Origin of the sequence: Streptomyces sp. NPDC050674 (assembly GCF_040654575.1) — a bacterium.
GTDB lineage: Bacteria > Actinomycetota > Actinomycetes > Streptomycetales > Streptomycetaceae > Streptomyces.
Genome location: NZ_JBFAIG010000014.1, coordinates 82602 through 103493, shown reverse-complemented (window position 1 = coordinate 103493; position 20892 = coordinate 82602). Strand labels below are relative to the sequence as shown.

Here is a 20892-nt window from a genome sequence, read left to right as displayed (position 1 = left end):
CCCTCAGGGCTGGGCGCGCCGGACGTCACGAACGCCCGGTGCCGCAACTGCCGCGGCACCGGGCGCCGGTGGGATCAGCGCTCGTCCCGCCCGCCCGCCGGGGCGTCGTGCCACTTGGGGTCGTTCTCCCACTGGAGGTTGCGCTCACGGGCGGTCGCCATCGCGTGTTCGGCCTCCGTGCGGGAGGCGTACGGCCCGAACCGGTCCTTGTTGGGGCACTCCGGCCCCTCCTCGACCTTCTTGTGCTCCAGGCAGTAGTACCACTCACCCGGCTTGCCGACCGTGCGCTTCTTGAACAGGGCCATGACCAGCTCCTCTCGCCATCGTCATGTTCCCCCATGGCCGCTGGTTAGACTCGCTGGCATGTCTGGCCAGTCGCTGCTCGTCCCGGGGGAGCTGTCCCCCATCCGTTCCGTGCCCGGAAACATCCGTCGCCCCGAGTACGTCGGCAAGCCCGCGCCGACGCCGTACACCGGACCGGAGGTGCAGACGCCCGAGACCATCGAGGCGATGCGCGCGGCCGGCCGGATCGCGGCCCGGGCCATGGCGGAGGCCGCGAAGCTGATCGCCCCCGGGGTGACCACGGACGAGCTGGACAAGGTCGCGCACGAGTACATGTGCGACCACGGCGCCTACCCCTCGACGCTGGGCTACCGCGGCTTCCCGAAGTCGCTGTGCACCAGCGTCAACGAGGTCATCTGCCACGGCATCCCGGACTCGACGGTGCTGCGCGACGGCGACATCGTCAACCTCGACGTGACGGCGTACATCGGTGGTGTGCACGGCGACAACAACGCCACCTACCTGGTGGGTGACGTCGACGAGGAGTCGCGGCTGCTGGTGGAGCGGACCCGGGAGTCGCTGGCGCGGGCGATCAAGGCGGTCAAGCCGGGCCGGCAGATCAACATCATCGGCCGGGTCATCGAGTCGTACGCCAAGCGCTTCGGCTACGGGGTGGTCCGGGACTTCACCGGGCACGGCATCAACACGTCGTTCCACTCGGGCCTGATCATCCCGCACTACGACAGCCCGCACGCCACGACGGTCATCCAGCCCGGCATGACGTTCACCATCGAGCCGATGCTGACGCTGGGGACGCACGAGTACGACATGTGGGACGACGGCTGGACGGTCGTCACGAAGGACCGCAAGCGGACGGCCCAGTTCGAGCACACCCTGGTGGTGACCGACACGGGCGCGGAGATCCTCACACTGCCGTAACCCCACCGCCCACCGCATACCCCACGGCCCGCCCTCTTCCGAGGGCGGGCCGTTCGTCCGACCGCCGGGTTTTTACCGACAGCCCGTCGGGAAAAGTCCGCCCATGGAATCCTTCTCCTCGCTCCTTCGGACCGCCTCCCGCGAGCACCACGAGGAAGTGCGGGGCTCGGCCTTCATCGGCGACCTGCTGGGACACCGACTGGGGGTCGACGCGTTCGCGCGCTACACGGAACAGCTGTGGTTCGTCTACGGCGCCCTGGAGTCCGGCGCCCGGCAGCTGGCCGGAGACCCGGTGGCCGGTCCCTTCGTCCGCCCGGAGCTGTTCCGCCTGACGGCGCTGGAGCGGGACCTGGAGCATCTGCGCGGGCCCGGCTGGCGCGCGACGGCAGACGCGCTGCCTGCCACGCTGGAGTACGCGGAGCGGATCACCGCCTGCGTCCGCACCTGGCCCGCCGGATACATCGCCCACCACTACACCCGCTACCTCGGCGACCTCTCCGGCGGGCAGATCATCCGCGACACGGCCGAGAAGACGTGGGGCTTCGCGAAGAAGGGCGACGGGGTCCGCTTCTACGTCTTCGAGGAGATCCCCAACCCGGCCGCCTTCAAGCGGGCCTACTGCGCGTTGCTGGACGCGGTGCCCGCCGACGAGCTGGAGCGGCAGCGGATCGTGGCGGAGTGCAAGCGGGCGTACGAGCTGAACAACGGGCTGTTCGAGGCGCTGGGCGAGGAGTTCCCCCTGACGGCGTGAGAAACGGGCGGGGCCCCCTCGCGCACGGCGAGGGGGCCCCGGTCCCGGCTCGGGAGCCGGCCGGACGGGTGCGCTCAGATGTCGAACGGACCGTTGTGGCAGACGGCCCCGCCCCACTCGATCTCGGCGGTCTCGGCCTCGAGCTCACCGAAGTACGGGCTGCACGCCACGTGGTGGTCGTTGCGGTACTCCGGGCCGTCGTCGTCGGCGGAGGCCGTCACCGCACCGGTGGCGGACAGGGCGGCGGTGAGGGCGACGACGGCCAGAGCGGATCGAATGCGCATGAGATTCCTCTCGCGGTGGTGCTTGGTCACGCCCAGAGGTCCCCGTTCACCGCGCTGTGCACACGCTGTTCCACCCGTACGGACGCGATCCACCCGGGTCAGCGTTCGAGGCGGACCCGCCCGCCGACCTCGGTCCAGCCGCCCGGCTGGGGCGCGGTCAGGATCTGGGAGCCCGCGCCCTGGGTGATGTTGAGGGCCCGGCCCAGCCGGTCGGTGAGCAGCAGGGCGGCGGCCCCGGTCGCCTCGTCCTCGTCGATGCCGTCGCCCCGGCCGGGGAAGGCGCGGGCCCGGATCCGCCCGGCGGACTCGTCCTCCCACGCCCAGGCGTACACCCACTCCCCTGGCGGCGGTACGGCCAGGCCGTCGACCTCAGCGGCGCTGCCGTACTGGCGCAGCGTCCGCTCCGGCACCCACTCCGCCCGTGCCTCGATCCAGCAGAACTCCCCGTCCTGCCGGGCCCCGGCCACCCCCGCCGGTGTGACCAGCTCGGGCACGTCGAGCAGCCATGCCGTCCCCACGCAGGGGTGCCCGGCGAAGGGCAGCCGCAGCGTGGGGGTGTAGATGTCGATCACGCCGCGCTCGGGGTCGTCGACGAACACGGTCTCGCTGAAGCCGACCTTGGCGGCGAACGCCTGCCGCTCGTCCCGGCCGGGCATCACGGACCCTTCGCGCACGACCCCGAGCTCATTGCCGTACCCACCGTTGGGCCCACAGAAGACGCGCAGCACGTCGTAGTCAGTCACGGGGGCATTCTCGCCGGTCAGGGGGCGCGGCAGCGGCGTGGGGCCCGTGATGCGACCTTTGACCGTCCCTTGACCCAATCATTGCGGCGATTTTGAGCCACTTAGGTCATCCTTATGTGCGCTGTCTTAGGTGAGCCTCACCTACTTCCCTCCTGGAGCCTTCATGCGACCCGCCCGTCCCGCTTCCGTCGTCATCGCCGCCGCGGCGGCCCTGGCCGCCGTCACCGGCTGCACCGAGAAGAGCGACGCGAAGGACGGCGACCACGTGATCAACGTGACGGCGACGGACGACAAGTGCGAGGTGTCCAAGAAGGAGTTCCCGGCCGGGCACGTCGAGCTGGCCGTCGAGAACAAGGGCTCCAAGGTCACCGAGGTCTACGTCCTCTTCCCGGACGACCGTGTGGTCACCGAGCGGGAGAACATAGGCCCCGGCACCAAGCAGCGCGTCACGGCCGAGGTGAAGGCCGGCGAGTACCAGATCGCCTGCAAGCCGGGCATGAAGGGCGACGGCATCCGCCAGGCCGTCAAGGCGACCGGCGGCAAGGCCGTCCAGCGCGACCCCCGCCTGGACAAGGCCGTCGCGGCCTACCGGGCCTACGCGCAGCAGCAGGCCGACGAGACGCTGCCGAAGGCCGAGGCGTTCGCCAAGGCCGTCAAGGACGGTGACCTGGAGGCGGCGAAGAAGGCCTACGCCCCCTCCCGCATCGGCTGGGAGCGCACCGAGCCGGTCGCCGAGTCGTTCGGCGACATCGACCCCAAGGTCGACTTCCGCGAGGACGGCCTGGAGGACGGCCAGGACCCGGCCACCGACTGGACCGGCTGGCACCGCCTGGAAAAGGCCCTCTGGCAGGACAAGAAGATCGGCGACCGCGAGAAGGACCTCGCGGACCTGCTGATCAAGGACCTGAAGGACTGGCAGAACCGGGTCGGCAAGGCCGAGATCACCCCGACATCCATGGCCAACGGCGCCAAGGAACTCCTCGACGAGGTCGCCACCGGCAAGGTCACCGGCGAGGAGGAGCGCTACTCGCACACCGACCTGGTCGACTTCAAGGCCAACGTCGAGGGCGCGCAGAAGTCGTACGACCTGCTGAAGCCGGTCGCCAAGGAGAACGACGCCGCTCTCGTCACCGAACTCGACGAGCAGTTCGCGGCCCTGGACAAGCTGCTCGAGAAGTACCGCCCGAACCCGGCGTCGTACGACTTCACCTCCTACGACAAGGTGGGCAAGGCCGACCGCAAGGAGCTCTCCGACGCGGTCAACGCCCTGGCGGAGCCGCTGTCGAAGCTCGCCGCGGCCGTGGTGAAGTAGCGATGACGGACACCAACTCCCCCTCCCCCAGCCGCCGTTCCCTGCTCGGCTGGGGTGGCGCGGGCCTGGCACTCGGCGCCGCCGCGGCAGGCGGAGCGGTGGCGATGGCCCGCACCGAGGACGACGCCGAACCGGCCGGCTCGGCGGTCGCCTTCCACGGCCCGCACCAGGCGGGCATCGCCACCCCGGTGCAGGACCGCCTGCACTTCGCCGCGTTCGACGTGACGACCGACGACCGGGACGCCTTCGTCCAGCTGCTGAAGGACTGGACGGCGGCCGCCCGGCGCATGACGGCCGGACACGCCGTCGGCGAGGGCGCGTTCGGCGGCCTGGCCGAGGCGCCCCCGGACGACACCGGCGAGGCGCTCGGCCTGAAGCCCTCCCGCCTGACCCTCACGATCGGCTTCGGCCCGTCCCTGTTCGAGAAGTTCGACCTCGCGGACCGCCGCCCGGAGGCGCTGGTCGACCTGCCGAAGTTCGCGGGCGACAACCTCGACAAGAGCCGCAGCGGCGGTGACCTGTGCGTCCAGGCCTGCGCCGACGACCCCCAGGTCGCGGTGCACGCCGTCCGCAACCTGGCCCGCATCGGCTTCGGCAAGGTCGTCATCCGCTGGTCGCAGCTCGGCTTCGGCAAGACGTCCTCGACGACGCCCGAGGCGCAGACGCCGCGCAACCTGATGGGCTTCAAGGACGGCACCCGCAACATCGCCGGCACGGAGACGGGCCGCCTGAAGAAGTTCGTCTGGGTGGACGAGAAGGACGACCCGGCGTGGATGCGGGGCGGCTCCTACCTCGTGGCCCGCCGCATCCGCATGCACATCGAGACCTGGGACCGCACCTCGCTCCAGGAGCAGGAGGACATCTTCGGCCGCGACAAGGGCGAGGGCGCCCCGGTCGGCAAGGCCAAGGAGCGCGACGAGCCGTTCCTGAAGGCGATGAAGCCTGACGCGCACGTCCGGCTCGCGCACCCCGACAGCAACCACGGGGCGACGATCCTGCGCCGCGGCTACTCCTTCACCGACGGCACGGACGGCCTCGGCCGCCTGGACGCGGGCCTGTTCTTCCTGGCCTACCAGCGCGACGTCCGCAAGGGCTTCATCCCGATCCAGCGCAGCCTGGCCGCGGACGCGCTCAACGAGTACATCCAGCACGTGGGTTCGGCAATCTTCGCCGTCCCGCCGGGCGTCCGCGACAAGGACGACTGGTGGGGCCGGACGCTGTTCTCGAAGGAGGCCTGAGCCGGTGTTCTCCAACTACCTCATCGGTCTGCGCGAGGGCCTGGAGGCCAGCCTCGTCGTCTGCATCCTCATCGCCTACCTGGTCAAGACCGGGCGCAGGGACGCCCTGAAGCCGATCTGGGCCGGCATAGCCGTCGCGATCGCCCTCGCGTTCGGCTTCGGCTGCGCCCTCGAATTCGGCTCCCAGGAGCTGACGTTCCAGGCGCAGGAGGCGCTCGGCGGCTCCCTGTCGATCCTCGCGGTCGCCCTGGTGACGTGGATGGTGTTCTGGATGCGCCGCACGGCCCGGCACCTGAAGTCGGAACTGCACGGCCGGCTCGACGCCGCCCTCGCGATGGGCACCGGCGCGCTGGTCGCCACGGCGTTCCTCGCCGTGGGCCGGGAGGGCCTGGAGACGGCCCTGTTCGTCTGGGCGTCGGTGCACGCGGCGAGCGACGGCACGCCGCGCCCGCTGCTCGGCGTCGCTCTGGGCCTCCTCACGGCGGTCCTGCTGGGCTGGCTGTTCTACCGGGGTGCGCTGCGCATCAACCTGGCGAAGTTCTTCACGTGGACCGGCGGCATGCTGGTGGTCGTCGCGGCCGGAGTCCTCGCCTACGGCTTCCACGACCTCCAGGAGGCCGACTTCCTGCCGGGCCTCACCGACAAGGCCTTCGACATCTCGGGCACGATCCCCCCGGACAGCTGGTACGGCACGCTCCTGAAGGGCGTCTTCAACTTCCAGCCCGACCCCACCACGCTCCAAGTAGCGGTCTGGCTCCTGTACTTGATCCCGACCCTGGCCCTGTTCCTGGCCCCGGCCCGGATCACGACACCAACTCCGGTACGCGACAAGGCCTGAGCCCACCCGCGCCACCCCCCACCCGGCTCAAAGCGAAGCAGACGCACCCCCACCCCACCCGCGGCCCGACCGCCGGAGGCACCCGGTAGGGTTCGCCTCCGGAAAGGGGAAGGTGAAGGTACCCGATGACCAGGGATCGCGACCCTCGTACGCTCCGCAGGCCCGCCCGGAGCGCCCTCATAGCGACCTCGGTGACCGCTTTGTCGCTGACGGCCAGTGGATGTGTCGTCGTGCACGGCGAACGGGAGATCCTCCCGTCCACCACCCGCGCCGAAGCCGCCGAGGCCCTCCAGGAGTTCACGACCGCGTACAACGAGGCCGACAAGGCCTACGACGGCACCCTGGACGCCGACCACACCACCGGCGCCCTCGCCGACATCGACTCGGCCCGTCTGAAGGCCGGGAAGGCGAACAACCCGGCGGGCAACCCGAACCACACCCCGCTGAAGCTGACCGACGCGAAGTTCACCATCCCCAAGAAGGCCGGCTGGCCCCGCTGGTTCGTCGCCGACGCGGCCGGCAACAAGGGCGGCGACGCCCGCTGGCTGCTGGTGTTCACCCGCAGCGGCCTCGACGAACCGTTCCAGGTGGCGTACCTGACGCTCGTCGCCCCGGGCAAGGTCCCGCAGTTCAAGAAGGACGCCGACGGCTGGGCCGAGGCCGTCCCCGCCGATTCTGCCGGCCTCGCCGTCGGCCCCGCCGACCTGAGCCGGTCCTACGCGACGTACCTGAAGAGCGGCGGTGCGGCCTTCGCGGACGGCGCCCACACCAGCCAGTGGCGCGCCCTGCGCAAGAAGAACTCCAAGAAGCCGGGCATGGTCACCCAGTACATCGACGATCCGCTGACGAACGGCGACTACGCGCCGCTGGCGCTGCGTACGGCGGACGGCGGGGCGCTGGTGTTCTTCACCACGCGCCACTACGAGAAGCAGACCGCGTACGCGGGCACCTCGGTCCCCACGCCCGGCAAGGACGTCCTGGCCCTGACGAAGGGCGAGATCAAGCAGTCCCTCACGATGGAGTTCGTCTCCAACGAGGTGGCACTGGACCCCAAGGGCCAGGGCAAGGTGACGATCCTGGGCCGCATCCAGGGCCTCACCGCGGCGGAGGGCTCGTAGCCCGAGGGCCCTGCGGCCAGGTCGCCGACCGGCTCTAGTGCCGCCGTGTGGGCCAGGCGGCCCCGGCGGCGTGGTCGGTGTCCTCGTCGGCGTACCGTCCACCGACCTCCGTGAGCACCTCCAGCAGGCTCAGCGGATCCGGCAGCGGGTGCTCGAGCCCGCGCACCCAGCGCACCGCCCGGTCCTCACCGGGCAGCCGCGCCGGCGGTACCAGGACGTAGGAGCCCCGGCAGTGCCAGCGCAGCCCGGGGTGCTCGTCCATGGTCTCGGGGTGGCAGTCCAGTTCGCAGGGCCACCACTCGTCCTCGTCCTCGGGCGTACCACGCGTGAGGGTGAAGAAGAGCAGGCGCCCGTCGTCGCTCTCGGCGACCGGTCCGACCTCGATCCCGGCGGCGAGCAGCCGCTCCAACGCGTCGCGACCGGCATCGAGGGGCACGTCGAGGACGTCGTGCACCATGCCGGTCGCGGTGATGAAGTTGGCCTGCGGCTGATGGCGGGCCCAGCGCTCGATCTGGCCGCGGTCGGTGGTGGACTGCGTCTGCCAGGCGAAGGACACCGGGTGCCGGGCGGGAGTGGGACAGCCGACCCGGTCGCAGGAGCAGCGGTACCCGGAGGGGTGGGCGGCGGGAGCGAGAGGCAGTCCCGCGTCGGCGGCGGCGAGCAGCAGGGCCTCACGGCCGCCGTCCCCGGCGGCTTCCTTCGGCCGGCGCCCGGCGCGCAGCCACTGGGTGAGTTTGCCCTGCAGGCCGGTCCGGCCGCCGAACTCCGCGCTCATCTATCCCCTCGCCTCGCCGTCGTGCCGAACAGCATGCCTCATGGTCCCATCTTCCCGCGCACCGGGGGGCCAGTGCCCACATCCAGGACAGGAGGGACGCAACGTACACCGGGCGTCCGATGGGAGGAGAACCGGCGATCACCGCTCCGGGCATGATCGGGTGTCATTGCCCGCTTTGCCATGACATGGCGCCCTACCGTGGTCGCCATGGTCACAAGGATCGCGCTGACGGGTCTGGCCTCCGTGGCTTCCGTGGTCTCGCTGACCCTCACCGGACCCGGCGGCCGCGCCCCGGCCCCGCTGGAGTGGGGCAGGGGTCCGCTGACCGTGGCGGCCCTGCCCCGGATCACGTACGTCGCGCACCGCGGCGGGGCCCGTGAGGTACCGGAGAACAGCATGGCCGGGCTGGCCGCCGCCTACGCGCGCGGGACGGCGCAGGTGCTGGACTTCGACACACGGCTGCTGCGCGACGGCACGCCGGTGGTGTTCCACGACGAGACCCTGAACCGCACCACGTACCTGGGCGGCGCGGTGCGCGCGCTGGACGCCCGGGAGTGGCAGGGCGTACGGCTGCGCCCGAAGGACCGGCTGCCCGGGAGCTGGCGGTCGGAGCGGCCGCCGACGGTCGCCGAGGTGCTGGATCGTTTCGGCGGGCGGATCGTGCTGATGCTGGAGGCGAAGGACCCGCGCGGCCTGGACCGGCTGGCCGAGCTGATCCGGGCCCGGGGCCTGACCCGTTCGGTCTTCGTGAACTCCAACGACCCCGAGGTGGCCCGGCGCGTCCACCGCCTCGGACTGCTCTCGCAGGTGTGGCGCTCGGCGGAGCAGCTGCGCACGGACCGCCCCGAGCGCTGGCGGTCGTTCGTGGACCTGCTGGACGTGGACCACCGGGCCCGCGACGAGGATCTGATGCGGGCGGTGAACTCGGGGATCGCGCGGGTGTGGGCGCACACCGTGGTGACGGACGCCCAGCGGGACCGGGTGCTGGCGCTGGGCTGCGGCGGGGTGATCACGGACGCGCCGGGGCGCCTGGCCCGGGCGGCTCAGCGCGGGGCCAGGCCGTGAAGGGCGTAGTCGACGAGGGTGTCGGTGTACTCGTGGGAGATCGGGCCGGTGTGCTGGAGCCAGCGCTGGGCGAGCGGGGAGACGAAGAACTCCAGGGCGATGCGCGGGTCGATCTCGGGCCGTACCTGCCCGGCGTCCTGTGCGGCGCGCAGCCGGGCGATGTAGAGGTCGAGTGAGGGCTGCATCAGCTTGGCCACGAGCTCGCGTCCGAGCTTCTCGTTGACGACGCCCTCGGCGGCCAGCGCGCGCATGGACGCCTCGAACCTCGGGTCCCGCAGTTCGTCGACCGTGGCCCGCAGGACGGTCTTGAGGTCGGCGGCGAGGTCGCCGGTGTCCGGGAAGGCGTACGGCGCCGGCCCGGCCTCCCCCGTGGACTGGCCGGCCAGGTCGAGGAAGGCCTCCATCAGCACGTCCGCCTTGGACGGCCACCAGCGGTAGATCGTCTGCTTGCCGACACCGGCGCGGGCGGCGATGCCCTCGATGGTGGTCTTCGGGTAGCCGACCTCGACGACGAGCGCGAGGGCGGCGTCGTAGATGGCGCGGCGGGACTTATCGCTGCGCCGGGTGGAGTCGGGGGCGGGCTTGCCGGGGGCGGCGTGCTGGGCGGACTTCTGGGCGGCCATGGCTCGAATCTATCAGGTTGACAAGACGGAGCGTCTCGCGCACAGTGGAGCGCATACGCACGAGACGAACCGTCTCGTCGCGAAAGGTCCCAGGGAAGGAGTCCGAGATGACCCGAGGCGGAGCCGGAAACATGCTGGGTGTCGGCGGATCGCGCCAGAACCTCGGCCGCAGGGCGCTGCGCGGCGGCGGCCGGGGCGACCGGATCGGCGGTGGTCTCGACCCGCAGGCCCAGAAGCGCGAACTGCTGCGCAGGCTCCAGGAGAAACGACAGCAGCGGGGAGCACAGGAGGAGGGCACGGCCGGCGAGGTCTCGTGAGCCTCCCCCGTGCGAGGGAGAGCGCACCCCCGCGTGCGGGATCCTCCCGGGTGCTCCGGCGGATGTACTGAGGCGGTCGCGCCACGCGACCGGCGGACACCCGCCCCACGGACACCCGGGAGGACTCGGCTCATGACCGTATGGACCAGGCGACGGTTGCTCACCTCGGCGGCCACGGTCGTCCCGGCCGCGGGTCTCGCCGGCACGGCGGCGACACCCGCACGGGCGGCGGCCGGGGCGGCCCGCCCCGGGGACCTCGACGTGGCCGACGCCCTGCGAGCGCTGCCCGGACTGCGCCTGGTCGAGGAGCGGCAGGACGCCGAACCGGGATACCGGCACTTCGTCCTGGGCCTGCGCCAGCCGGTCGACCACACCGACCCCGCCGCCGGCACCTTCGAGCAGCGCCTCACCCTGCTCCACACCGCAGCCGACCGCCCCACCGTGCTGTTCAGCACGGGCTACCAGGCGGTCCTCACCCCCCGTCGGACGGAAGCTGCGGTCCTGCTCGGCGCCAACCAACTCCAGGTCGAACACCGCTACTTCGGCGCCTCACGCCCCGCTGGCCCCGGCTACGCCCACCTCACGATCCGCCAGGCGGCCGACGACCACCACCGCGTCGTACGGCTCTTCCGACGGCTCTACCCCGGCGCCTGGATCTCCACCGGCGGCAGCAAGGGCGGCATGGCGACCGTCTACCACCGCCGTTTCCACCCCCATGACGTAGCCGGCACGGTCGTCCACTCGGCCCCGAACAACGTCGACGACCGCGACGACTCCGCGTATTCGCGGTTCCTGGAGACGGTCGGCACCCCCGCCGCCCGGGAGGCCCTGAAGGCGGCCCAGCGGGCGATCCTGCTGCGCCGGGCCGAGCTGGCCGCCCGCTACCAGGCCTGGGCGGACGCCACCGGCGACACCTTCCGGCTCGTCGGCGGCGCCGACAAGGCCCTCGAAATCGCCGTGCTGCGCGCGCCGTTCATGTTCTGGCAGCGCGGCACCCCGGCCGACGTCGCCGCGATCCCCGGCCCCGGGGCGACGCCCGAGGAGCTGTACACCTGGCTGGACGACACGGCGGGCCTGGCCCTGTACGCCGACACGACCGCCCGGCACTACATCCCGTACTGGTACCAGATCGGCACCCAGCTCGGGTACGGCGGCTTCCCCACCGCCCACCTCACCGACCTGCTCCGCCACCCGGGCGCCGCCGAGCCGCGCAGTTTCGTCCCCCGGGACATCCCACTGCGCTTCGACCGGGACGCGATGCCCGACATCGACCGCTGGGTCCGGCGGCGTGGCAGCAGGCTGCTGTTCGTCAACGGCACCCAGGACCCGGCCGTCGCCGAGCACTTCCGCCCCGGCGGGCCGGACTCACGGCTGCTGTGGGCGCCGGGCGGCAATCACGGGGCCGGCATCGCGGACCTGTCCCCCGCCGACCGGGCGTGGGCGCGGGACGCGCTGTTCCGCTGGGCGGGTCGCCGCTAGGTCGTGCCCGCGAAGTCCCTCCGTCCGGAGGGCGGACACGGCCTGGTCACGACGGCGGCCAGGCGTCTCCCCAGTCGGCGTCCCGAGCGGCCCTGTACAGGTCGCCGTGGCGCTTGGTGACGGTGGCGCGGCGCAGGGACGGCTCGCTCTCGCACAGGTCGAGGAGGACCTGCCCCTTGCGGATCTGGGGGCGCCTGACGACCCGGGAGGGAGCGGGGGCGACGGGGAAGCGGGCGGCTGCGACGTAGGCGAACTTCTCGTCCTCGTAGGCGAGGGAGCCGCCCTTGACCTGGCGGTGCAGGGAGGAGCGGCTGACCCGGGCGGAGAAGTGGCACCAGTCGGTGCCGGGGGCGATGGGGCAGGCGGCGCTGTGCGGGCAGGGGGCTGCTATACGGAAACCGGCGGTGATCAGCCGGTCGCGGGCCTCGATGAGACGGGCGTACCCGTCGGGGGTGCCGGGTTCGACGACCACGACGGCCTGTGCGGCGGCCGCGGCCGCGTCGACGAGGGCGGTGCGGTCGGGGGCGGTCAGCTCGTTGAGGACGTAGGAGATGGTGACGAGGTCCGTGCTGTCCAGGGTGAGGGCGGCCCCGATCCGGGAACGCTGCCAGCGGACGTCCCTCAGCTCCGGGTTGGCCGCGGCGATCTCGCGCCCCAGGGCGAGCGCGGGCTCGGCCCAGTCGAGGACGGTGACGGGCCGCCGACCGCCCCAGACCGCGTTCACGGCCCAGGCCGCGGCGCCCGTGCCGCCACCGAGGTCGGTGTGCCCGCCGGGCACCCACTCGGGCGCGGCGTCCGCGAGGGCCTCCAGCGCGGAGCGCACCGCCTCGAAGGTCGCGGGCATCCGGTAGGCGGCGTAGGCGGCGACGTCGGCCCGGTCCCGGAGGATGGGGGCGTCGGTCGGGGTGGCCCCCCGGTAGCTGGCGATGAGCCGCTCGACCGCCTGCGAGGCCTGCCGGGGCGGCAGCCCGTCGAGCAGACCGGCGAGGGCGGCACGGAGGTTTTCGGCCGGAGGTGCGGGGGCGTTCACCCGGCGATTCTACGAGGCGCCCCGGGGCGCACGCGGCGCTCACCCGGGGCGGGCCCGGCCGGGGGCCGTGGACGCCTCCGGCTCGCCCTTACCGGAGGGTCACCGCAGTGCCCGGGCCACCCTCGACGCCGCTGCCGCCCTGGGCGCGCTGTCCGGGCGGCGGCGGCGCGGGTGGACGGCGTTGGTGAGGAGGACCAGGAACGTGTCCGTGGCGGGGTCGAGGACCAGGGACGTGCCCGTGAAGCCCGTGTGGCCCGCCGCGCCGCGGCCCGCCAGGTCGCCCATGAACCACGGCTGGTCGAGGGAGAAGCCGAGGCCCGGCGGGGTGAAGAGCAGCTCGACGAAGTCGGGGCCGAGGATGCGGGCGGGGCCGTGGGAGCCGCCGGCGAGCAGGGTGCGGCAGAACACCGCGAGGTCCCGGCCGGTGGAGAAGAGACCCGCGTGCCCGGCCACCCCGCCCAGCGCCCAGGCGTTCTCGTCGTGCACCTCGCCCCGCAGCATCCCCCGGTCGGCCTTGGCCCAGGGCCGCCGCTGGTCCTCCGTCGCCGCGGCGCCCGGGCAGGGCCCGAAGTCCGTCGCCGTCATGCCCAGCGGCCGGGTGATGCCGTCGTGGACGAGGACGTCGAGAGTGCGTCCGGTGATCCGTTCCAGGACGTACTGGAGGAGCAGCATGTTCAGGTCGGAGTAGCAGTAGGTGCCCGGCACCCCTACCGGCGCCTCCGCCTGGAGCGCCGCCAGCCGCGCCGCGTCGTCGGCGCAGTCGTACAGCGGGAGTTCGGGCCGCAGCCCGGAGGTGTGCGTGAGCAGCTGCCGTACGGTGATGCCGTGCCGGGCGGCGGCCGTGAAGTCGGGCAGGTACGCCCCGACCTTCGCGTCGATGCCGAGCGTGCCCCGCTCGATCTGCTGCACGGCGGCCACCGAGGTGAACAGCTTGGTGAGGGACGCCAGGTCGAAGGGCGTGCCGACGGTCATCGGGACCCGGTCCTCGGGGGGCAGCTCCACCCCGGCGTCGGCCTCGGGGTCGTAGGCGGCGTAGCGCACGGCCCAGCCGGCCGCCTCCTCGACGGCGATCACGGGGCCGCGTCCGACGACCAGGACGGCGCCCGGTGCCCAGGGGCGCTGCCCGGTGGTGAGGACGTTGACCTCCCGGACCAGGTGCCGCAGTTCCCCGGGGTCGAGTCCGGCCCGCTTCGGCGTGCCGTGGCGCAGTCTTGGTGCGCTCAGCTGACTGCTCCCTCCGCGCTCGGGCGGCCGCTCTGCGTCTTCCAGGGTCGGCACATTCCCATGAAGCAGCCCAGTGCCACCAGTGCGGCGGCCAGTTGGACGACGGCCATCGGGAGGGCGGTGTCCTCTCCGGCGACCCCGACGAGCGGGGAGGCGATCGCGCCGATGAGGAAGGAGGACGTGCCGAGCAGGGCCGACGCGGAGCCGGCGGCGTGCTTGGTGCGCATCAGGGCGAGGGCCTGGGTGTTGGGGAGGGTGATGCCCATCGCGGACATCAGCACGAACAGCGCGACGGCGACGGGCGCGAGGCCGACCTCGCCGAAGACGCCGAGGGACATCAGCAGCAGCGCGGTCGCGGCGGCGATGACGATCGTGAGGCCGGTCCCGAGGACGCGGTCGAGGCTGACCCGGCCGACCAGGACCTTGCCGTTGATCTGGCCGACGACGACCAGCCCGACCGAGTTGACGCCGAACAGCAGGCTGAAGGTCTGCGGGGAGGCGCCGTAGATCTCCTGGATGACGAACGGGGAGGCCGAGATGTAGGCGAAGAGGGCGGCGAAGGCGAAGCCACCGGTGAGCATGTAGCCGGTGAAGGGCCGGTCGGCGAGCAGGGTGCGCATCGAGCGCAGGGCCTCGCCGACGCCGCCGCTGTGCCGCTCGGCGGGCGCGAGGGTCTCGGGCAGCCGCGCCCAGACCAGGGCCCCGATGGCCACGCCGACGACGGTGAGGACGGCGAACACGCCCCGCCAGTCAGTGACCCGCAGCACCTGCCCGCCGATCAGCGGCGCGACGATCGGGGCGACCCCGGAGATCAGCATGAGGGTGGAGAAGAAGCGGGCCATGGCCATGCCGTCGTAGAGGTCGCGCACGACCGCCCGGGCGATGACGATCGCGGCGGCGCCGGCGAGGCCCTGCGCCAGCCGGAAGGCGACCAGCAGCTCGACGGTCGGGGCGAGCGCGCACAGCACGGTGGCGACCACGAACACGGCGAGTCCCGCGAGCAGCGGGCGGCGGCGCCCCCACCGGTCGCTCATCGGCCCGACCACGAGCTGCCCGACGGCCATGCCGGCCAGGCACGCGGTGAGCGTCAGCTGGACGGTCGCGGCCGGCGCGTGCAGGGAGCGGGTGACCTCCGGCAGGGACGGGAGGTACATGTCCATCGCCAGTGGAGGCACGGCGGTCAGGCTTCCGAGGAGGAAGGTGACCAGGAGCCCGGTGCGGCGGTGCGGTGTGCGGTCGGGCCGCCGCGTGCCGGCTGCGGCCCCCTGCGCGGTGTTCGATATGGACGCCCCACCCTCGGGCATGAGTCCCTCCCTCGACAAGTCGATCGCCACCTATGCTCTCAGCTCGTACGGATTGCTCGTACGACTGCACGTACGGATTGCTCGTACGGCTCGTGCGGACGGCTCGTACGGAATGCTCAGGGTCACGAGGTGGAGGCGGGGCGCGATGACGACGGCGGACACGGTGCGGTGGGGGATCCTGGCGACCGGCGGGATAGCGGGCGCGTTCACCGCGGATCTGATCGACCTGCCGGACGCGGAGGTCGTGGCGGTGGCGTCACGATCGGAGGCGTCGGCGAAGACGTTCGCGGAGCGGTTCGGGATCCCCCGGGCGTACGGCGACTGGAACGCGCTCGCGCAGGACGAGGACATCGATGTCGTCTACGTCGCCACCCCGCACACGGCGCACCGGGCCGCCGCCGGGCTGTGTCTCGCGGCCGGGCGGCACGTGCTGTGCGAGAAGCCCTTCACGCTGAACCTGCGCGAGGCCGAGGAACTCGTCGCGCTGGCGCGGGAGCACGGACGCTTCCTGATGGAGGCGATGTGGATGTACTGCAACCCGCTGGTGCGGCGGCTGAAGGCGCTGGTCGACGACGGCGTCATCGGCGAGGTGCGCAGCGTCCAGGCCGACTTCGGGCTGGCCGGCCCGTTCCCGCCCTCGCACCGGCTGCGCAACCCGGAGCTGGGCGGCGGCGCACTGCTCGACCTGGGCGTGTACCCGGTGTCGTTCGCGCAGCTGCTGCTCGGGGAGCCGTCGGACATCGCGGCCCGGGCGGTGCTCTCGGACGAGGGCGTCGATCTCCAGACGGCGGCGGTGCTCTCCTTCGACAGCGGCGCGCTCGGCTCGGTGCACTGCTCCATCGTGGGCGGTACGGCGACCTCCGCCTCGGTCACCGGCTCGAAGGGCCGCATCGACATCCCGCACGGGTTCTTCTTCCCGGACCGTTTCGTCCTGCACCGCGACGGGCGCGACGCCGAGGAGTTCACGGCCGACCCGGCGGACGGGCCGCGCAACAGCATGCGTCACGAGGCGCTTGAGGTGATGCGGGCGCTGCGGGCCGGTGAGACCGGGTCCCCGCTGGTGCCGCTGGACGGCACGCTCGCCGTGATGCGGACGCTGGACGCGATCCGCGACCAGGTCGGCGTCCGCTACCCCGACGAGACGGGCGAGCCGGAGCTCGCGCCGGCCTGAGCGCTCGGCGTGGCGGGCGCCATGGAGGGGCTCCCGTACGCTGCGGGCCCATGAATGCCAAGGGAAATGCGATCGCGGTGGTGACCGGGGCGGGTTCCGGCATCGGCCGGGCGGTCGCCGTGGAACTGCTGCGTACGGGCTGGTCGGTGGCGCTCGCGGGCCGGCGTGCGGAGACCCTGGAGGAGACGGCGGCCCTGGCTTCCGGTGGCGCCGAGGGGGACGCACGCGCCGGGGCGGCTCTCACCGTGCGGACGGACGTCTCCCGCCCCGAGGACGTGAGGGCCCTCTTCGCCGCCACCGTCGAGCGCTTCGGCCGGGTCGACCTGCTGTTCAACAACGCGGGTACGTTCGGTCCCGGCGGTGTGCCGGTCGAGGACCTGCCCTACGAGGCCTGGCGGCACGTGGTGGACACCAACCTCAACGGGGCGTTCCTGTGCGCGCAGGCGGCGTACCGGCAGATGAAGGAGCAGGACCCTCAGGGCGGCCGGATCATCAACAACGGCTCGATCTCCGCGCACACGCCCCGCCCGCGCTCGGTGGCCTACACGGCGACCAAGCACGCCCTGACGGGCCTGACGAAGTCCCTCTCCCTGGACGGGCGTCCGTACCGGATCGCCGTCGGGCAGATCGACATCGGCAACGCGGCCACCGACATGACGTCCCGTATGCAGACGGGAGCGCTCCAGGCAAACGGGGAAGTCGCCCCGGAACCGGTGATGGACGTCGCGGACGTGGCCCGCACCGTGCGGCACATGGCGGAGCTGCCGCTGGAGGCGAACGTGCAGTTCGCGACCGTACTGGCGACGGCGATGCCCTACGTCGGGCGCGGCTGAGCGCGCGACGGAGTCGTCAAGTCGTCAACCTGCACAACCGGAATAGAAGCGTCCACCCCATTGCGGCCGGTGGGCACCTTATGCTCAACTCTCCTACACGAAAGCTTCACAGTTGGAGCAGAGAGCTTCCGTCGGCCACATCCAGGGGGGAGGCGGCAGTCGTTCCACCGCACCGGGTGGGGGTGGACTTCGCGAGGAGAGCGGAGTACGCACCGGTGCGTGTGGAACGGCTGCCGCACACGTCAAGGACCGGTGTGGGGACGACCGGACGTGGGAACCGGATGCGGGATCACCGCCCGAGCAACCGGTCGACCTCAGCGAGCTGCGCACCCGTCAGCGCCCCCTTCCCCAGGGCTCCCGCGTTCTCCCGCGCCTGGGCGACCGACCGGAAGCCGGGAATGGGGACGGTGCGCGGGCTGCGCGCCCACAGCCAGGCCAGGGCGCCCTGGCGAGCGTGCGGCCCCCGCTGGTGAGGACGTCCCGGAGGGCGTCGACGCGGGCGAGCCACTGTGGATCGGCGCCGGTGCCGTCACCGAAACCCCGCAGCCAGGCCGGGGGCCTGCTGCGGATGTCCCCGGCCTCCAACGGCTGCCCGTCCCGGCGCTTCCCGGTGAGCAACCCCATGGCGAGGGGACTGCGGTTGATGCTCGCGAGCCCCGCCTCCTCGCACAGCCGCAGCATCGCGGGCGCGTCCTGGAGGACGTTCAGGGCGTGCTGGACGGCGACGCAGTGCGGCCCCTCGGCGAACACGGCGGCGCGTGCCGGGTCGTCGGTGCTCCACGCGTAGGCCCGTATCAGTCCCTCGCGGACCAGCTCCTCGCACGTCTCCCGGAGCACGGCCGCCCGCTCGGGCTCCGCGTCGGAGAGATGGAACTGGTAGAGGTCGACGTAGTCGGTGTCGAGCCGGCGCAGGGACGCGGTCAGGGCGCGGCGCAGATACGCCGGAGAGTCGTCACTGCCGGTGAGGGTGCGGGTGTCCTCGTCGAAGACGTTGCCCCACTTGGTGGCGACGACGACATCACCCCTGCGCTTGCCGAGGGCCCGCCCCAGCACGCGTTCGCTGTGCCCGGCGCCGTAGGTGTCCGCGGTGTCGAAGAAGGTGACGCCCAGGTCGAGGGCGTGCCGCACCGCCCGCACGGACTCCTCGTCGTCGACCGTGCCCCAGCCCAGCGGCTGCCCGTCGGCCGCCTGCCACTCTCCGCCGATCGCCCAGCAGCCGAAGCCGAGGGCGCTCACCTCGATACCGCCGCGTCCCAGCGGCCGTGTGGTCTCCATGCCGGGAGAGGCTAGGAGTTGGAGCGCACACGAGGACAAGCCCTTGGAGGGGGCTGTGGTCAGGCCTGCCCCGTCTCGAAGCGCGTGATCCGGCCGTCGTCGTCCACGGTGAAGCTCCACCGGGTGCGCATCTCGCCCCAGGTGTCGTTGCTGTAACGGGCGATGAGGGAACGGCCGCCGTTGGACTCGTTGTCGACCTCCATGTGGCCGCGGGAGGAGAAGATCTCCCGGTCCACCCAGTCGGCGAGGTCCCGGTCGGAACCGTCGTCCGCCATGGTCGCGCCCGGTGCGAGGAGCTTCATGAAGCTCTCGCGGTCGTGGTTGTTCACGGCGGCCACGAAGGCCCGGACGGCCGGATCGCTCAGCCGCGTGGTCTGGATCGTCATGCCGCCAGCCTCGTACCGGCCACGGCCCCACGCCACCGCTGCCACCCGAACGGCGTCGTGGACGGGTCCGCCGGATGTCGTGGGCCGTGCGGGGTGCGACGGTGGAGAGACGACGAGATGAGCTCCTTCATTCCTGCTGCCTGCTCCGGGAGACGACGTGAGGCGTGACGACCGACGTGATCTGGGCCTGCTGCTGCTCCGGCTGGGGGCCGGCGGTGTGCTGGCGGCCCATGGCGCGCAGAAGCTGTTCGGCTGGTTCGGCGGACACGGCATCGAGGGCACCGGCCAGTTCATGGAGTCCGTCGGCTACGCGCCCGGCAAAGCGAGCGCGACGGCGGCGGGCCTCGCGGAGACGGGCGGCGGCACGCTGCTGGCCCTGGGCCTGGCCACCCCGGCGGCGGGCGCGGCGGCGGCCGGCGCGATGGCCGGAGCGGCGGCGGTGCACACCCCGAACGGCTTCTTCAACCAGGGCGGCGGCTACGAGTACGCGGCGACCCTGGGCCTGACGGCAGCGGGCCTGGCCATCACCGGCCCGGGCCGCCTCTCCCTCGACCACCTGCTCGGCCACGCGGTCAACCGCGGCTGGATGATCCCGGCGGCCTTCGCGGCGACGGCGGCGGGCACGGCGGTGGTGGTGGGGGCGCGGGCACGGCGGCTGCGGAAGGCGCGGGAGGGGGAGCAGGAGGCGTTGTTCGAGGAGGAGTACATCGAGTAGGGGGCGGGCGGGCTCGGGCGCTGGAGCTCCCGTGGACCGCCGAGCTGGTCCGCTGTCGTGGCCGGGTCGTACCGTGCCTGGGCCGTGCGCGGGCGATGGGTGAACCAGGGTGTCGTGCAGGACGAGTACCACGACTTCGTCCGGGCCGGCCGCCCGTCCGGCATGTCTCCGGACGGGCATCCGTGGCCCGACCCGCGCACCGGCCCGTGATGATCCGATCGGTGTGGCGGAGGATGCTTCGGGCCGGAGCCGGTCGGGGTCGGCTCCGGCGGTGATCAGAAGCCGTCCAGCCGTCTCACTGTCAGACCCTCGTGCCAGGCTGCGTCCATGAGCGACCGGACACCACCCGCACCCGATCCCGGACCCGACCTGTGGGCCACCGTCGACGCGTTGACGCAGTGGCTCGACACCAACCGCCCCGTCGAGGGCCGCGAGGGCTTGCTCCTGCGCATCCTGAAACTCTCGGAGGAGGTCGGCGAGGTCTCCGAGGCGGTGATCGGAGCGACGGGGCAGAACCCGCGCAAGGGCGTCACGCATACGTGGGAGGACGTGGAAGCGGAGTTGTGCGATGTCGTCATCACGGCGCTGGTGGCATTGCGGACGCTTACGCCGGAGGCTCGGGGGGTGTTCGAGGGGCATTTGGAGCGGGTGCGGGAGAGGTCGGTGGGGTCGGTGAAGTGACGGTCCTGTCCAGCCGGGAGCGCGAAAGTGCGCACACTCCACGCAGCCGAGGCGATCGCGATCGACGCCTTCCCCCTCGGGCATGAACGAGCCTGACGCGTGCGCGGGGACACCACGGCGTCCAAAATCGATCTGCGCCAACTGCCCCATGTATTAACGTGGATACCCGCTACGCACCTTCCCGGAGGGTACGCCGGCGGTGTTCCTGGTGCCGGTCCTCGGCGATGAGCGACGAGTGGTCTCCGCTGCGTTCCACACGCGGTGTGACTGCGGATGCCCGGTAGGGCGATCCCTGCCATTCCCAGCTCACGCTCAGGAGTGGAAACCGATGAACCCCGTGGAGTACAAGCTTGCACGTCGTGACCGGATTCGTCAGATTCTGGTCGACGTCACGGTGGGCGTCATCACCAATCTGCTGGTGACGGCCCTTGCCGTGGTAGCACGTCTGGTCTTCTGACCGGCAGGTGGCGGGCCCGGGAGCCCGCCACCCCGCCTACCGGCTCACCGCC

The 20892-nt window shown here is 72.2% G+C and carries 23 protein-coding genes and 1 pseudogene; 14 read left to right on the top strand and 10 right to left on the bottom strand.

What is annotated here, in order from left to right:
- Positions 1 to 74 precede the first annotated feature (74 nt).
- Entirely contained in the window at positions 75 to 305 is a 231-nt protein-coding gene (locus tag AB0I06_RS23300) for a hypothetical protein (protein WP_363120766.1), read from the bottom strand.
- Between the two features lie 58 nt (positions 306 to 363).
- On the opposite strand from AB0I06_RS23300, the gene map reads away from it, so the two are divergent.
- Together map and AB0I06_RS23290 are read left to right on the top strand one after the other, a co-directional pair.
- On the top strand, positions 364 to 1221 hold the full coding sequence (gene map, locus AB0I06_RS23295; RefSeq protein ID WP_363120765.1) for a type I methionyl aminopeptidase: 858 nt from the start codon (positions 364 to 366) through the stop codon (positions 1219 to 1221).
- A gap of 103 nt (positions 1222 to 1324) precedes the next feature.
- Positions 1325 to 1972: a biliverdin-producing heme oxygenase gene (locus AB0I06_RS23290; protein ID WP_363120764.1), complete on the top strand. Its 648-nt coding sequence runs from the start codon at positions 1325 to 1327 to the stop codon at positions 1970 to 1972.
- Positions 1973 to 2046: 74 nt separating this feature from the next.
- Here AB0I06_RS23290 and AB0I06_RS23285 read toward each other — a convergent pair whose 3' ends face one another.
- Both AB0I06_RS23285 and AB0I06_RS23280 read right to left on the bottom strand, forming a co-directional pair.
- Positions 2047 to 2256 (bottom strand): hypothetical protein, encoded by a 210-nt coding sequence (locus tag AB0I06_RS23285; protein WP_363120763.1) that lies wholly within the window; start codon positions 2254 to 2256, stop codon positions 2047 to 2049.
- Positions 2257 to 2354: 98 nt separating this feature from the next.
- A complete protein-coding gene (locus tag AB0I06_RS23280; RefSeq protein WP_363120762.1) occupies positions 2355 to 2999 on the bottom strand; it encodes a PhzF family phenazine biosynthesis protein in 645 nt (214 codons plus the stop codon).
- 163 nt (positions 3000 to 3162) lie between these two features.
- Here AB0I06_RS23280 and efeO point away from each other — a divergent pair, with 163 nt between their 5' ends.
- The 4 genes from efeO to AB0I06_RS23260 all read left to right on the top strand — a co-directional run bounded on the left by efeO (position 3163) and on the right by AB0I06_RS23260 (position 7505).
- The gene (gene efeO, locus AB0I06_RS23275; RefSeq protein ID WP_363120761.1) at positions 3163 to 4311 is read left to right on the top strand and encodes an iron uptake system protein EfeO; all 1149 of its coding nucleotides are present in this window, start codon (positions 3163 to 3165) and stop codon (positions 4309 to 4311) included.
- 2 nt (positions 4312 to 4313) lie between these two features.
- The gene (gene efeB / locus AB0I06_RS23270) at positions 4314 to 5549 is read left to right on the top strand and encodes an iron uptake transporter deferrochelatase/peroxidase subunit (protein ID WP_363120760.1); all 1236 of its coding nucleotides are present in this window, start codon (positions 4314 to 4316) and stop codon (positions 5547 to 5549) included.
- A gap of 4 nt (positions 5550 to 5553) precedes the next feature.
- Positions 5554 to 6387, top strand: a complete 834-nt coding sequence (efeU, locus tag AB0I06_RS23265; RefSeq protein WP_363120759.1) for an iron uptake transporter permease EfeU — start codon at positions 5554 to 5556, stop codon at positions 6385 to 6387.
- A 125-nt stretch (positions 6388 to 6512) separates the two neighbouring features.
- Positions 6513 to 7505: a hypothetical protein gene (locus tag AB0I06_RS23260; RefSeq protein ID WP_363120758.1), complete on the top strand. Its 993-nt coding sequence runs from the start codon at positions 6513 to 6515 to the stop codon at positions 7503 to 7505.
- Between the two features lie 34 nt (positions 7506 to 7539).
- On the opposite strand, the gene AB0I06_RS23255 is transcribed toward AB0I06_RS23260, so the two are convergent.
- Positions 7540 to 8280 (bottom strand): bifunctional DNA primase/polymerase, encoded by a 741-nt coding sequence (locus AB0I06_RS23255; RefSeq protein ID WP_363120757.1) that lies wholly within the window; start codon positions 8278 to 8280, stop codon positions 7540 to 7542.
- 207 nt (positions 8281 to 8487) lie between these two features.
- On the opposite strand from AB0I06_RS23255, the gene AB0I06_RS23250 reads away from it, so the two are divergent.
- Entirely contained in the window at positions 8488 to 9345 is an 858-nt protein-coding gene (locus tag AB0I06_RS23250; protein ID WP_363120756.1) for a glycerophosphodiester phosphodiesterase, read from the top strand.
- On the opposite strand, the gene AB0I06_RS23245 is transcribed toward AB0I06_RS23250, so the two are convergent.
- Positions 9324 to 9968, bottom strand: a complete 645-nt coding sequence (locus tag AB0I06_RS23245; protein ID WP_363120755.1) for a TetR/AcrR family transcriptional regulator — start codon at positions 9966 to 9968, stop codon at positions 9324 to 9326. The two genes, AB0I06_RS23250 and AB0I06_RS23245, sit on opposite strands and share 22 nt — an antisense overlap.
- A 107-nt stretch (positions 9969 to 10075) precedes the next feature.
- Between AB0I06_RS23245 and AB0I06_RS23240 the strand changes: the two genes are divergently transcribed.
- Positions 10076 to 10285, top strand: a complete 210-nt coding sequence (locus tag AB0I06_RS23240) for a DUF6243 family protein (RefSeq protein ID WP_363120754.1) — start codon at positions 10076 to 10078, stop codon at positions 10283 to 10285.
- A 132-nt stretch (positions 10286 to 10417) separates the two neighbouring features.
- A complete protein-coding gene (locus tag AB0I06_RS23235; RefSeq protein WP_363120753.1) occupies positions 10418 to 11764 on the top strand; it encodes a S28 family serine protease in 1347 nt (448 codons plus the stop codon).
- Positions 11765 to 11810: 46 nt separating this feature from the next.
- Here the strand turns inward: AB0I06_RS23235 and AB0I06_RS23230 are convergent, their stop codons facing one another.
- The 3 genes from AB0I06_RS23230 to AB0I06_RS23220 all read right to left on the bottom strand — a co-directional run bounded on the left by AB0I06_RS23230 (position 11811) and on the right by AB0I06_RS23220 (position 15322).
- Positions 11811 to 12794 carry a small ribosomal subunit Rsm22 family protein gene (locus AB0I06_RS23230; RefSeq protein WP_363120752.1) on the bottom strand — a complete coding sequence of 328 codons (984 nt, stop codon included), beginning with the start codon at positions 12792 to 12794 and terminating at the stop codon, positions 11811 to 11813.
- A 99-nt stretch (positions 12795 to 12893) separates the two neighbouring features.
- Positions 12894 to 14072 (bottom strand): serine hydrolase domain-containing protein, encoded by a 1179-nt coding sequence (locus tag AB0I06_RS23225; RefSeq protein WP_363120751.1) that lies wholly within the window; start codon positions 14070 to 14072, stop codon positions 12894 to 12896.
- Positions 14015 to 15322, bottom strand: coding sequence for a multidrug effflux MFS transporter (locus AB0I06_RS23220; RefSeq protein ID WP_363120750.1), 1308 nt, complete (start codon positions 15320 to 15322; stop codon positions 14015 to 14017). The genes AB0I06_RS23225 and AB0I06_RS23220 overlap by 58 nt, the downstream gene beginning before the upstream one ends.
- A gap of 145 nt (positions 15323 to 15467) precedes the next feature.
- On the opposite strand from AB0I06_RS23220, the gene AB0I06_RS23215 reads away from it, so the two are divergent.
- A complete protein-coding gene (locus AB0I06_RS23215; RefSeq protein WP_363120749.1) occupies positions 15468 to 16493 on the top strand; it encodes a Gfo/Idh/MocA family oxidoreductase in 1026 nt (341 codons plus the stop codon).
- Positions 16494 to 16543: 50 nt separating this feature from the next.
- Complete coding sequence (locus AB0I06_RS23210; RefSeq protein ID WP_363120748.1) at positions 16544 to 17326, top strand: SDR family oxidoreductase; 783 nt, start codon at positions 16544 to 16546, stop codon at positions 17324 to 17326.
- Positions 17327 to 17615: 289 nt separating this feature from the next.
- Here AB0I06_RS23210 and AB0I06_RS23205 read toward each other — a convergent pair.
- Together AB0I06_RS23205 and AB0I06_RS23200 are read right to left on the bottom strand one after the other, a co-directional pair.
- Positions 17616 to 18601: pseudogene (locus tag AB0I06_RS23205) on the bottom strand (aldo/keto reductase).
- Positions 18602 to 18660: 59 nt separating this feature from the next.
- The gene (locus AB0I06_RS23200; protein WP_363120747.1) at positions 18661 to 18987 is read right to left on the bottom strand and encodes a nuclear transport factor 2 family protein; all 327 of its coding nucleotides are present in this window, start codon (positions 18985 to 18987) and stop codon (positions 18661 to 18663) included.
- A 157-nt stretch (positions 18988 to 19144) separates the two neighbouring features.
- Here AB0I06_RS23200 and AB0I06_RS23195 point away from each other — a divergent pair, with 157 nt between their 5' ends.
- From AB0I06_RS23195 to AB0I06_RS23185, 3 genes are all read left to right on the top strand, one after another.
- Positions 19145 to 19702: a DoxX family protein gene (locus AB0I06_RS23195; RefSeq protein WP_363120746.1), complete on the top strand. Its 558-nt coding sequence runs from the start codon at positions 19145 to 19147 to the stop codon at positions 19700 to 19702.
- Positions 19703 to 20029: 327 nt separating this feature from the next.
- On the top strand, positions 20030 to 20383 hold the full coding sequence (locus AB0I06_RS23190; protein WP_363120745.1) for a MazG-like family protein: 354 nt from the start codon (positions 20030 to 20032) through the stop codon (positions 20381 to 20383).
- 328 nt (positions 20384 to 20711) lie between these two features.
- Positions 20712 to 20840 (top strand): DUF6408 family protein, encoded by a 129-nt coding sequence (locus AB0I06_RS23185; RefSeq protein WP_363120744.1) that lies wholly within the window; start codon positions 20712 to 20714, stop codon positions 20838 to 20840.
- The last annotated feature ends 52 nt before the right edge of the window (positions 20841 to 20892 follow it).